This is a genomic window from Bacillus sp. FJAT-27251, assembly GCF_001273925.1.
Lineage (GTDB): Bacteria > Bacillota > Bacilli > Bacillales > Cytobacillaceae > Mesobacillus_B.
The window spans coordinates 129917-141248 of record NZ_LIGG01000001.1; the positions used below are offsets into that span (position 1 = coordinate 129917).

At 47.6% G+C, this 11332-nt stretch carries 14 protein-coding genes; 5 read left to right on the forward strand and 9 right to left on the reverse strand.

Features of this window, described 5'->3' with window-relative positions:
- Window positions 1–231: 231 nt before the first annotated feature.
- On the reverse strand, window positions 232–1581 hold the full coding sequence (locus tag ADU22_RS00630) for a glucose-6-phosphate isomerase (protein WP_053360420.1): 1350 nt from the start codon (window positions 1579–1581) through the stop codon (window positions 232–234).
- Between the two features lie 172 nt (window positions 1582–1753).
- On the reverse strand, window positions 1754–2917 hold the full coding sequence (locus ADU22_RS00635) for an iron-containing alcohol dehydrogenase (RefSeq protein WP_053360421.1): 1164 nt from the start codon (window positions 2915–2917) through the stop codon (window positions 1754–1756).
- A 171-nt stretch (window positions 2918–3088) separates the two neighbouring features.
- On the opposite strand from ADU22_RS00635, the gene ADU22_RS00640 reads away from it, so the two are divergent.
- Window positions 3089–3325, forward strand: coding sequence for a DUF378 domain-containing protein (locus tag ADU22_RS00640; protein ID WP_046522337.1), 237 nt, complete (start codon window positions 3089–3091; stop codon window positions 3323–3325).
- Between the two features lie 417 nt (window positions 3326–3742).
- On the opposite strand, the gene yugI is transcribed toward ADU22_RS00640, so the two are convergent.
- Complete coding sequence (yugI, locus tag ADU22_RS00645) at window positions 3743–4120, reverse strand: S1 domain-containing post-transcriptional regulator GSP13 (protein ID WP_053360422.1); 378 nt, start codon at window positions 4118–4120, stop codon at window positions 3743–3745.
- Window positions 4121–4326: 206 nt separating this feature from the next.
- Here yugI and ADU22_RS00650 point away from each other — a divergent pair, with 206 nt between their 5' ends.
- The gene (locus ADU22_RS00650; RefSeq protein WP_053360423.1) at window positions 4327–4533 is read left to right on the forward strand and encodes a helix-turn-helix domain-containing protein; all 207 of its coding nucleotides are present in this window, start codon (window positions 4327–4329) and stop codon (window positions 4531–4533) included.
- 107 nt (window positions 4534–4640) lie between these two features.
- Here the strand turns inward: ADU22_RS00650 and ADU22_RS00655 are convergent, their stop codons facing one another.
- Together ADU22_RS00655 and ADU22_RS00660 are read right to left on the reverse strand one after the other, a co-directional pair.
- The gene (locus ADU22_RS00655; protein ID WP_053360424.1) at window positions 4641–5813 is read right to left on the reverse strand and encodes an aminotransferase; all 1173 of its coding nucleotides are present in this window, start codon (window positions 5811–5813) and stop codon (window positions 4641–4643) included.
- Window positions 5813–6313, reverse strand: a complete 501-nt coding sequence (locus tag ADU22_RS00660; protein ID WP_053360425.1) for an Lrp/AsnC family transcriptional regulator — start codon at window positions 6311–6313, stop codon at window positions 5813–5815. The genes ADU22_RS00655 and ADU22_RS00660 overlap by 1 nt, the downstream gene beginning before the upstream one ends.
- Window positions 6314–6488: 175 nt before the next feature.
- On the opposite strand from ADU22_RS00660, the gene ADU22_RS00665 reads away from it, so the two are divergent.
- Window positions 6489–7337, forward strand: coding sequence for an alpha/beta fold hydrolase (locus tag ADU22_RS00665; RefSeq protein WP_053360426.1), 849 nt, complete (start codon window positions 6489–6491; stop codon window positions 7335–7337).
- 130 nt (window positions 7338–7467) lie between these two features.
- On the forward strand, window positions 7468–8637 hold the full coding sequence (locus tag ADU22_RS00670; RefSeq protein WP_053360427.1) for a MalY/PatB family protein: 1170 nt from the start codon (window positions 7468–7470) through the stop codon (window positions 8635–8637).
- Between the two features lie 42 nt (window positions 8638–8679).
- On the opposite strand, the gene ADU22_RS00675 is transcribed toward ADU22_RS00670, so the two are convergent.
- Together ADU22_RS00675 and ADU22_RS00680 are read right to left on the reverse strand one after the other, a co-directional pair.
- Window positions 8680–8886, reverse strand: coding sequence for a hypothetical protein (locus ADU22_RS00675; RefSeq protein ID WP_053360428.1), 207 nt, complete (start codon window positions 8884–8886; stop codon window positions 8680–8682).
- Between the two features lie 92 nt (window positions 8887–8978).
- Window positions 8979–9680 carry a peptidylprolyl isomerase gene (locus tag ADU22_RS00680; protein ID WP_053364410.1) on the reverse strand — a complete coding sequence of 234 codons (702 nt, stop codon included), beginning with the start codon at window positions 9678–9680 and terminating at the stop codon, window positions 8979–8981.
- Between the two features lie 128 nt (window positions 9681–9808).
- Here ADU22_RS00680 and kapB point away from each other — a divergent pair, with 128 nt between their 5' ends.
- Window positions 9809–10189 (forward strand): kinase-associated lipoprotein KapB, encoded by a 381-nt coding sequence (gene kapB, locus ADU22_RS00685; protein WP_053360429.1) that lies wholly within the window; start codon window positions 9809–9811, stop codon window positions 10187–10189.
- A gap of 68 nt (window positions 10190–10257) precedes the next feature.
- On the opposite strand, the gene kapD is transcribed toward kapB, so the two are convergent.
- Both kapD and ADU22_RS00695 read right to left on the reverse strand, forming a co-directional pair.
- Window positions 10258–10878 (reverse strand): 3'-5' exonuclease KapD, encoded by a 621-nt coding sequence (gene kapD, locus ADU22_RS00690; RefSeq protein ID WP_053360430.1) that lies wholly within the window; start codon window positions 10876–10878, stop codon window positions 10258–10260.
- A 214-nt stretch (window positions 10879–11092) separates the two neighbouring features.
- Window positions 11093–11305, reverse strand: coding sequence for a hypothetical protein (locus tag ADU22_RS00695; RefSeq protein ID WP_053360431.1), 213 nt, complete (start codon window positions 11303–11305; stop codon window positions 11093–11095).
- Window positions 11306–11332: the final 27 nt, after the last annotated feature.

An 11332-nucleotide genomic window follows, 5' to 3' on the forward strand; every position in this document is an offset into this window, starting at 1 on the left:
AATAGTCTTTGCCAAAAGGGAAAATTTCATCAAGCAAAAAAGAGTGCCAGCTTTTTTCACTGGCACTCTTTTGTAAAAAATCCAAGAATGAATTGGTGTACTTAGATAACTGTCTAGCTCCAGCGCCTAGCCCCTCGAGTCATAAGCCACTCCAGAATTGAAGGCAAAGAACGCCTTCTATTCTGGATCGTCTTATGCTGGTCGGGGCTGAGCAAGGCGCTTACGCTTTTCCTATTTCAGTCGCTTCTCAAGCTCAGCTTTTTTCTCTTCAAACCCAGGCTTCCCTAGAAGTGCAAACATATTGACCTTATAAGCTTCAACGCCAGGCTGGTCGAATGGGTTGACCCCAAGCAGGTAGCCGCTCATTGCGCAAGCCTTCTCGAAGAAATAAACAAGGTAGCCGAAAGTATATTCATCGAGCTGAGGAATGTTCACCACCAGGTTTGGCACGCCGCCATCGGTATGGGCAAGCAATGTTCCTTCAAACGCCTTGTTGTTGACAAAGTCAACAGTTTCGCCGGCAAGATAGTTGAGGCCGTCCAGGTCATTGTCCTCTGCTTCGATGGTCAGTTCGTGGCGCGGCTCATCAACCTTGATGATTGTTTCAAACAAATCCCTGCGCCCTTCCTGGACATATTGTCCCAGGGAATGCAGGTCGGTTGAGAAGTTGGCGGAAGAAGGATAAACACCTTTTTGGTCTTTTCCTTCGCTTTCGCCAAACAGCTGTTTCCACCATTCTGAAAAATACTGAAGCGACGGCTCATAGTTGATCAGCATCTCAATTGTTTTGCCCTTGTTATAAAGGACATTCCGCACAGCTGCGTACTGGTAGGCCGCGTTCTCTTCGAGTTCGGATTTCCCGAAGTCTTCCTGAGCTTGCGCTGCACCTTTCATCATTGATTCGATATCGGCTCCGCTGACAGCGATTGGCAGCAAACCAACAGCAGTCAGGACGGAATAGCGCCCGCCTACATCATCAGGAATCACAAAGGACTCATAGCCCTCTTCATCGGCAAGTGTCTTAAGCGCACCTCTTGCTTTATCGGTGGTTGCATAAATTCGCTTCTTCGCTTCTTCTGCACCGTATTTTTCAATCAGCAGTTTGCGGAAAATACGGAATGCCAGCGCAGGCTCTGTCGTTGTTCCTGATTTGGAGATGACATTGATGGAGAAATCCTTCCCTTCAAGCATGTCCATCAGGTCTCTCATATACGTGGAGCTGATATTATTTCCGGCAAACAGAATTTGCGGAGTCTGTCTCTTTTCGTTCGGAAGAGAGTTATAAAAGCTATGCTGCAAAAATTCAATTGCCGCGCGCGCTCCCAAATAGGAACCGCCGATGCCGATGACAACCAGCACTTCTGAATCGCTCTTGATTTTGGCGGCCGCTTTCTGGATACGGGAAAACTCCTCTTTATCATAATCAGTCGGCAAATCAATCCAGCCGAGGTAGTCGCTGCCCGCTCCTGTCTTTTCATGCAGGGAATGATGGGCTACTTTCACAAAATCCCTCAAGTATGTAACTTCATGTTCGCCAAAAAAGCTAAGGGCTTTTGAATAATCAAAACGAATATGTGTCATGGCTGATCCTCCATTGTATTGTTTTCTTCTATCACTTTAACCAATGGCGGGACAAGAATCAAGAATCATCCAACTTTGTAACCGTGTTCACATGTGAAATCTTTTCGTCAAAATTCTATATTTCTTGTCGAAAAAGGGCCAGTCAGGATAACACTGCTGGCCCGCCTATGGATTATAGCGACATTTTGTATATTTCCAGGACATCTTCCCGATTCAGCTTGGTGAAGTTGCCGAATTGGCCATTCACCATCGCCTTATCTGCCATGACGTCAAGCTGGCTTTCATCAATATCATAATCTGCCAGACGTGAAGGAGCACCGATGCTATTCCAGAAATCCCGGAGTTTTTCGATTCCTTCCAAACCGGCTTCTTCATCCGTCTTTCCTTCAGGATTCACACCAAAGACACGGACTGCCAATTTCTTAAACCGTTCAGGCTTGACTTGGAGATTGTGTTTCATCCAGTTCGGGAACAGGATGGCCAGTCCACCGCCATGCGGAATATCATAAACAGCCGAAACGGCGTGTTCGATATTGTGCGTAGCCCAATCTCCCCGGTAGCCCATTGACAGCATCCCGTTCAGAGCCATAGTACCGCAGTAAAGAATGGTTGCACGGTATTCGTAATTTTCGAGGTCCTCCAGCAGCTTTGGAGCCGTCTCCATCACCGTTAGCAGCAGCCCTTCGCACATACGGTCCTGAAAATCCGTATTTTCAGCCTGGTGGAAGTAATGCTCAAACACATGGGACATCATGTCGACAATGCCGTACACTGTCTGGTCCCTAGGCACTGTGAACGTGTTTACCGGGTCAAGGATTGAGAACTTCGGAAAAGTCACCGGACTTCCCCAGCCATGCTTCTCTTTCGTTTCCCAGTTGGTAATCACCGAACCCGCGTTCATTTCCGAACCCGTCGCTGCAAGAGTCAGCACCGTGCCAAACGGCAAGGCTTCATTGGCCGCTGCCTTCCTGGTTACGATATCCCAGGCATCGCCATCATATTTTGCGCCTGCTGCAATCAGCTTTGTACAATCAATCACACTTCCGCCGCCGACCGCAAGCAGGAAGTCAATTCCTTCTTCCTTGCAGATTTGCACACCTTTATGGACAGTCGACAAGCGAGGGTTAGGCTCTACACCCGGCAGTTCGAATACGGTGGCCTGTATTTCCTCAAGCTGCCCGAGTACCTCCTCGTACAGCCCGCTGCGTTTGATGCTGCCTCCTCCGTAAACCAGCAGAACCTTTTTCCCATAGTTGGGTACTTCTTTTTTAAGCTGGTCAAGCTGGCCTTTTCCAAAAATAAGCTTGGTTGGATTTGCGAATACAAAATTCTCCATATTAGTCACCATCCTTCATTTCCTATTATGTTTCAAGTGCCAGTTCATTGCAAAAATTTAGTATGGCAAAAAAACAGAAACCCTTCTGATAAAAAATAATGGAAGTGCATGCATATTTCGTGGAAAATGGTTCAACCTAAACCTGACCCATTTTAAAAGGAGGAATCCCACTTGAGCACTCTGCAACGAATTGCATTAGTTCTTACCATTATTGGCGCCATTAACTGGGGATTGATCGGCTTCTTTCAATTCGATCTTGTTGCCTCTCTCTTTGGCGGACAAGATTCAGCCCTTTCAAGGATTGTATACGGCCTGGTCGGCCTTGCAGGGCTGGTTAACCTTGGATTGCTGTTCGCTCCAAGTGAAAGGGAAGAACGACAAACCCAATCCGAGCCTTCAAGATCATAATGTAAAACAAAAATCCGCCGAGTGGCGGATTTTTTGTTGTGTACGGTTGTGCGATGCGTTGGTCAGGCTTGGTCATGGGTATGTTCGGACTCCAACCCGGGTTTCACCGGCCATCTTGTCCGAATCAGCGCTTCTTTCGGACTCCAACCCCGGGGTTCACCGACCATCCTGTCCGAATCGGGGCTTCTTTCGGACTCGACCCCGGGTTTCACCGGCCATCCTGTCCGAATCACAGCTTCTTTCGGACTCCAACCTGGGTTTCACCGGCCACCCTTGTCCGAATCAGCGCTTCTTTCGGACTCCAACCCGGGGTTCACCGACCATCCTGTCCGAATCAGCAATCAAGCGGAAGCCTTTTGTTTTCATAGACAGAAAAATACCACAGCACTCATGTACTGTGGTAAAAATCTGGAATGATTACATTTTTGACTGTGAGATCCATTCCTGAAGCTTGTCTTTCAATGTGTTGAACCCTTGGGAATCTTCATCCTGGCTGATGATGGCTGCTGGACGCTTGCGAGGCCTTTTGGACTTGCTTGCCTGCTCAGGCGCTTCTTCCGTTGCACGGATGGAGAGGCCGATTTTGCCTGCATTTTCGTCTACAGACAGGACTTTGACCTTAATTTCGTCGCCAACCTTAAGGTGCTCGTTAATATCCTTTACATACCCATGGGTGATTTCGGAGATATGAACCAGCCCTTGTGTATTTTCGTCCAATGCAACAAATGCTCCGTAAGGCTGTATTCCAGTAACCTTTCCTGTTAAAACACTGCCTGTTTCGATTTTTTCTGACATGAGAACACTCCTATTTGTAATTTATTTTTATCCCATTTATACGCAATATAAAATTATATCATATAAACCTTATAGTTACAAAAAAACTTAAAAAAAGTTTGCCTGCAAAACTAAGTGCAGTTAACCAAATATTCATTTAATGGGGATATTCCCCAGGATTTTTATGGTAAAATTAAGTAATAACGATAAAGGAGAGGTGAAAGAAGATGTCTGCAGTCGGTGCTAATATCAAATCAATCCGCCAGCAGAGGGGCATGACGCTTGAGGAGCTTGCCTTAAAGGCAAGAGTGGGAAGGCAGACGATTGAAAAATACGAGACGGGGACCAAAACCCCTGATAATCAAACACTCTTAAAACTAGCGACGATTCTTGACGTTCCTGCTTCGGAACTTTATCTTGAAAAGTTATCATAATCCTGTCCTTGCAATGTATAAAAAGAGTGGATGTGGAAATCCTTTTATCATAAGGCTTTCTAGTATTCCCCCTTTTTAAAGGGCAGCCAACCATGGCTGCCCTCTTTTTATTTTGTGTTTTTCTCGAGGAAGCTCCGGATTCTCCTGACGGCCTCCTGCAGCTGCTCCATTGAAGTCGCATAGGAACAGCGGATATAGCCCTCCCCGCTTTCGCCAAAGACGTTTCCGGGGACAACGGCCACCTTTTCTTCCATCAGCAGCTGTTCCGCAAATTGCTCCGAGGTCAAACCGGTTGCCTGGATGGACGGAAACACATAGAAAGCCCCGCCGGGAAGATGGCAGTCCAGGCCCATTTCATTGAACGAACTGACCATATAGTTTCGGCGGCGGCGGTAGCTTTTCCGCATTTCCTCCACATCACTGCTTCCGCTTCTTAATGCTTCGAGGCCCGCATATTGGGCCATGGTCGGTGCGCACATCATCCCGTACTGGTGAACTTTCAGCATGGCCTCTGCAATGTATTGTGGAGCACAGACAAAGCCGAGGCGCCAGCCGGTCATGGCGAATCCTTTTGAGAAACCGGAAACAAGGATGGTCCTCTCCCTCATGCCTTCGATGGCAGCCATGCTCGTATAGGCCCCATCATAAGCCAGCTCAGCATAAATTTCATCCGATAAGACGAGAAGGTCATGTTCTTTCGCAATAGCGGCGATTTCCCGCAAATCATCTTCCTCCAGCAATGTTCCAGTAGGGTTATTCGGGGAACAGATCATGATTGCTTTTGTTTTATCCGTAATCGCTGCCTTCAATGTGTCTCCTGCAATTTTAAAGCCATTGTCTTTGGCAGCCTGTACATGCACCGGCTTTCCCCCGGCAAGGACGACAAGCGGACTATAGGAGACAAAGCATGGCTCCACGATGATCACTTCGTCCCCCGGGTCAAGAATCGACCTCAAAGCGATATCAATCGCCTGGCTGGCCCCTACGGTTACGATGATTTCGCTTTCAGGCTTGTAGGCTGCCTGAAAGGAGTTTAAAAGGTAGGAGGCGATTTCCTGTCGAAGCTCCAAAAGCCCGGCATTGGCCGTATACGAGGTGTATCCCTGTTCAAGTGACAGAATCGCCGCTTCGCGCACGCTCCAGGGGGTAACGAAATCCGGTTCTCCAACCCCAAGCGAAATAACTCCCTCCATTCCGGAAGCAAGGTCAAAAAAGCGGCGGATTCCTGATGGTTTTAATTCTTCAACTGTTCGAGATAAGTAGCTTTTGGTCGTTTTCATTAGGGTGACACCACTATCCGTTTATCGTCCTCTTCCGGCTCGAAAATGGTGCCGTCATGCTTGTATTTTTTCAGAATGAAATGAGTCGTTGTGGAGATGACGGAATCAAGTGTGGAAAGCTTTTGCGATACAAACCTTGCCACATCGTTCATCGACTTTCCTTCAATGATGACGGACAGGTCATAGGCGCCTGACATAAGGTAAACGGATCTCACTTCCGGAAAGCGGTAGATCCGCTTGGCAATGTCATCAAATCCAACCCCTCGCTTCGGAGTGACCTTGACATCAATCATCGCCGTCACTCCTTCATGACCTTCGATTTTGGACCAGTCGATCACCGACGTATACCTGACAATCACCTTGAGCTGCTCCAGTTTTCCCAGGATTTCTTCTGTTTCTTCTATTGCAAGGCCTGACATGGCGGCAAGGTCCTCATTGGAGATTCGCGAATTCTTTTCAACAATTTCTACAACTTCTAATTCCTTGGCAGTGAGCTGCATAAAATCCTCCTCAGCTTTAAAATACAACTATTATATCAAAATTGTCTGAAAGAGCGATAGCAGGAGATTATGGATATTTATCCTTTTTCCTGGTGCGATAGCAAGGGTTACTGTAAGTGTAAATGTTTGTAAGTGGGGAAAAGTAAGGGATAGTTCATAATCAGGAGTGGTCACAATGGCAGCAAACAGCTTTGCAGCAAGCAAGACAGTGTCAGGAATCGACATTTATTACGAGTATTATCAACACCCTGCTCCTAGGGAAACGATTGTCCTTATCCATGGCTTTCTCTCCTCCCTCTTCAGCTTCAGGCATCTGGTACCGCTTTTAAAAGAGGACTACAGCGTGATAAGCGTCGACCTGCCTCCCTTTGGCAAAAGCGGGAAGAGAACAAGCTATGAATATTCCTATAAAAATCTGGCTAGGACACTTACCGAGCTAATGGACGGCCTGAACATCTCCACATACACCGTAATTGGGCATTCAATGGGTGGACAAATCGCGTTGAACATCCTCCACCATTTTTCGGGCAAGGCCAGGAAAGCGGTACTCCTGTGCAGTTCAGGGTATCTGAAGCCTGCTGGACGGGCATTGATGCTAAGCAGCCGTTTGCCATTATTCCACCTTTATGTCAAATATCACCTCGGGCGTTCGGGAGTGGAAAAAAACTTGAGGAATGTGGTCCATGACCATTCTTTGATTGATGATGAAATGAGGGAGGGGTATTTGGCCCCCTTCATGGACAATGGGATTTTCAAGGGGTTGACAAGGATGATTCGCGATAGGGAAGGAGACCTTCCCCACGAGGCTCTTCAGCAGATCCAGACTCCATGTTTGCTGATCTGGGGAGAACATGACAAAGTCGTTCCTTTAAGCGTCGGTAAACAGCTTGCACGTGACCTTCCACAGGCAAACCTCATCGTCCTTGAAGATACAGGGCATCTCGTGCCTGAAGAACGGCCCGAAGAAGTTGCCAGCCACATTCGGAAATTTATTGGAGCACCTCTTCATCAAACAAACAGCTGACATTCATTCAGGATTTGAATAAGCCTCAAATTAAGTCCTGGAGTAGCCATGACTGTATTTTTTCACTTTTTTGATCATCTACTTTATCATGAAGATAGTGCAATTTATAATGACTTGGGATGGTGGAAGAATGGGAAGTTATGATTTCAATCAAAATATTGACAGGAAAAGTACGGCATCCGTTAAATGGGAGATGGTAAAGCAGGTTTTCGGCGATGAAGATGTTCTGCCGATGTGGGTGGCAGACATGGATTTCCTCCCGCCCAGGGAGGTTGTAGAGGCCATAAAAAACCGTGTCGACCATGGTATTTATGGTTATACCTTTGTGCGCCAGGAGGCGGGTGAGGCTGTGGCGGGCTGGCAAAAGAAACGCCATGGCTGGGATATCGACCCCTCCTGGATTGTTTACAGCCCCGGTGTAGTGCCAACCATCGCGCTCGCAATCCAGGCCTATACCGACCCGGGTGACAAGGTCATGCTCCAATCACCTGTTTATACGCCTTTTTTTGACATGGCAAAGGTTAATGGCAGGACGGTCGTCAATTCCCAGCTGAAGCTGATTGATGACACCTATGAAATTGATTTCGAGGATTTTGAACAGCAGCTTAAAGATGGCGTAAAGCTCTTCCTGCTGTGCAACCCGCATAATCCGGGCGGCCGGGTATGGCGGGAGGAGGAACTGGTCAGAATTGGCGATTTATGCCTGCAATATGGATGCCTCATCCTGGCAGATGAAATCCATTCTGACCTTGTCTTCAAGCCAAACAAGCATATCCCGATTGCCTCTATAAAAGAAGAGTACAAAAAAATTGTGCTGACCGGCATTGCGCCTAGCAAAACCTTCAATATAGCAGGCCTTCAGTCATCAGCCGTTGTCATTCCGGATAAGGAGCTTCGCCGGAAATTCACCGAGCAGCAAAAGATGCAGGGATTTTTCTCTCTTAATGTATTCGGGATTACAGCCATGGAAGCGGCTTACCTTCATGGAGAACCCTGGCTTGAGGAGCTTCTAGTGCACCTGAAGGAAAATACCGACGAAGCCGTTTCCTTTATTAAAGCGGAACTGCCGGATATTAAGCCTGTGATTCCTGAGGCGACCTATCTTTTGTGGCTCGATTGCCGGCAAACCGGGKGGTCTGACGAGGAAATCAAGGAACGCCTCCTTAAAAAAGGCAAACTGGGGCTCAACTTTGGCACTGGATACGGACCGGGGGGAGAAGGGTTTGTGAGGATGAATCTCGCCTGTCCTCGCGAAATATTAAGGGAAGGCCTAAATCGGCTGAAGATTTCATTCACTTAATGAAAAACGAAGGTGCCTTTTGGGACACCTTCGTTTTTTGTATCATTTATTCTCGCTCTCAGCCATTTGCCGCTGGAGCGCTTTTTCATATTCCCTTGCTTTCTCCGCCTCCTTTTTGGAGTGGCGGATGACAAATTTCATTGTAAGTAAGGCGAGTATGGTAAAAGCAATCAGCCACAAGGCGGCTGGCAGGTATTCCGATTTATCTTGCGGAAAATATAGAAACAACGACAAAACGAACCAATTCATATAAACTTCCTTCCTTTATGACGTCAGTCCTTTATTCTCCTTATTATACGCCCGGACATTCCGTATTCCAAGCCACAACCCCCAGCTTTCCCTTAATCGATGACGCTGATCGATTCAATCACAACATCCTCAACAGGCTTGTCCCCTGCCCCCGTTTCCACCTCTGCAATTTCATCGATGACTTCCATTCCTTCAATGACCTGGCCAAAGACGGTATGGGCTGTATCAAGGTGAGGCGTTCCTCCATTTTCCTTGTAGGCCTCGGCAATCTCATCGGGATAGCCCTGCAGTCCGCCATTGAGGGAGCTGCTCTGCACGATGAAAAACTGGCTGCCATTTGTATCCGGTCCGGCATTGGCCATCGACAAGGCCCCGCGAAGGTGGTAGAGGTTTGGCGAAATTTCGTTTTCAAAAGGTTCTCCGTATATGCTCTCTCCGCCCATTCCTGTTCCTTCAGGGTCTCCTCCCTGTATCATGAAGCCTTTAATGACCCTATGGAAAATCAAGCCATCGTAATAGCCATTTTCACTGTGGGTGATAAAATTTTCAACAGCCTTTGGGGCATGTTCGGGAAACAGTTTAATCTTTACGGCACCATGCGATGTCTTTATCTCCACAAGCCTTTCATTGTCACCCACTTCCGGTGAAAGCTGAGGGAAACCTCCAGACACCACCACTTTTTCCTCTGGATCCGTGCCCGTACCTGACCCGGCTTCCTCCGTGTTTTTTTCGCCGCTTGTCCCGCAGCCTGCCAGCAGCACAAKGGACAATACTAACAGCAATAGTTGTTTCATCCTGTCTTCCTCCAATGTTTTTGCGAAAGCCCCGGGCTCCCGCTTTGTTTTTGCCATACTATGCTCCATAATATAAACGAGGATGGCTATAATATCCAGTCGTTTTTTACATGAGAGGAGAGAGTAGCATGAGTGAAATCAAGATAGGTGACTATGTAACAGCGATATACAAAACCGGGAAATATGCAGGCGAAGTCACCGATATCCGGCCTGAGCATTACCTTGTCCGTATCCTGGCGGTCTTAAAGCACCCGATGCAAGGAGACCTGCATAACCCCCGGGAAGCGGAAGTGAGCTTCTTCCATGAGCGCAGGGCCCTTGCCTTCCGAGAGCAGGCGAACATTCCGAGGAAAATGGTGAAACCTTTGGATGGCGGGATGCCAGATTACCAGGAATCGTTGAGGGAAGCTGTCACCCGTTTTAAGGAGCCTCTCGAGGAGGATTCCTCTCCGTGGGCCGCTGCCAGCCTAAAGTGCATCGAGAGCCTTGAGAAAGACTATTTCAAATAGGAATCAGAGCCGTTGGGGCGGAAAACGCACCAAAAAAGCCAGATTGCTCAGGAGAGTGGTCTGGCTTTTTAGGCGAATTTATTGAACAGCTTTGAAAAGTCGACTCTGTCTCCAATCGTTGTAGGCTGCGGCTTTTGCAAATATTGCTTATCCTTTTCGACCAGCTTGTAAATATGGTAGGTGGTCAGCGCATCGTCAAGCGCCCGATGATGCCTTCCTGTCCCTTCACGGCCATACTCCTGTACCGCCTTCCAGAGTCCCGTCTGGTTTTGGTCCCCAAAGAACCGCTTATACTCCATTGAGAGATCCACTTCACGGCCATTAAGCGGAAACTCGGCTCCGGCCTGCTGGCAATTGTGGCGAAGCACCTTCATGTCCATGTTTCCCCACGTAATGACCAAGCCTGGACGCTGACTTTCCAGTGCCTTTAATTTAAGAACCAGCTCGTGGAAAGAAATGCCCCCATCCACCTGCTTTTGGGTGATATTCAAAAATGACCTGCATCTCTCGGTCAATACCGGGAAGCGGACTGGCACAACAAAGGAAGAAAACTGCTCAATGATTTGCCCTTTTTCCACCAGGACAATTCCCGCTTCAATAATCTCCTGGTAGAAACCCCTTCTCTTGCTGTGGCGGTCAGGCATGGTAAATTCAAAGTCAATAAAGATCGCCCGTTCCTTTTCCTTCATTTTCTCCCAACTTTCCTCAATACTTTTGCCCAGCAGCACTTGCAATATATTTTTACTATTATATCACGAAATGGGGTTAGTTTTTTTACTTTTCTGCATTTTTTAGGTGGACACAAAAAAATTTTTCTACAAATTTTTCAAAGAATTATAGAACCTTTTACAGACTTGGACGTATAAAAAAAGAGGCTGAACTTGGTTCACCCTCTTTTTGGTGTTATTCGGGAGAAACGATTTTGACATACTCCCTTGGCGCAAAGACTCTCGGCCTTTCTTCTTCTTCTGCTTCGACGGCACCAGCCTGCTGGATTTGGAACATTGGGCCGCCGTCAGCTGGTCCTTCTGTGCCGCTGTTTTGCCGATCAAGCACAAAGGCACCTGCCAGCAGCATGAAAAAGACCGAAAGGCAAGCGGTGACTTTTTTAACCATGGCACATCCCTCCACCTATAGGGTGCC

Excerpts from the sequence above, each read along its gene's own strand:
- ADU22_RS00630 (WP_053360420.1), bottom strand. The coding sequence starts at position 1,581 with ATGACACATATTCGTTTTGATTATTCAAAAGCCCTTAGCTTTTTTGGC.
- ADU22_RS00635 (WP_053360421.1), bottom strand. The coding sequence starts at position 2,917 with ATGGAGAATTTTGTATTCGCAAATCCAACCAAGCTTATTTTTGGAAAA.
- yugI (WP_053360422.1), bottom strand. The coding sequence starts at position 4,120 with ATGTCAGAAAAAATCGAAACAGGCAGTGTTTTAACAGGAAAGGTTACT.
- ADU22_RS00650 (WP_053360423.1), top strand. The coding sequence starts at position 4,327 with ATGTCTGCAGTCGGTGCTAATATCAAATCAATCCGCCAGCAGAGGGGC.
- ADU22_RS00655 (WP_053360424.1), bottom strand. The coding sequence starts at position 5,813 with ATGAAAACGACCAAAAGCTACTTATCTCGAACAGTTGAAGAATTAAAA.
- ADU22_RS00660 (WP_053360425.1), bottom strand. The coding sequence starts at position 6,313 with ATGCAGCTCACTGCCAAGGAATTAGAAGTTGTAGAAATTGTTGAAAAG.
- ADU22_RS00665 (WP_053360426.1), top strand. The coding sequence starts at position 6,489 with ATGGCAGCAAACAGCTTTGCAGCAAGCAAGACAGTGTCAGGAATCGAC.
- ADU22_RS00675 (WP_053360428.1), bottom strand. The coding sequence starts at position 8,886 with ATGAATTGGTTCGTTTTGTCGTTGTTTCTATATTTTCCGCAAGATAAA.
- kapB (WP_053360429.1), top strand. The coding sequence starts at position 9,809 with ATGAGTGAAATCAAGATAGGTGACTATGTAACAGCGATATACAAAACC.
- kapD (WP_053360430.1), bottom strand. The coding sequence starts at position 10,878 with ATGAAGGAAAAGGAACGGGCGATCTTTATTGACTTTGAATTTACCATG.
- ADU22_RS00695 (WP_053360431.1), bottom strand. The coding sequence starts at position 11,305 with ATGGTTAAAAAAGTCACCGCTTGCCTTTCGGTCTTTTTCATGCTGCTG.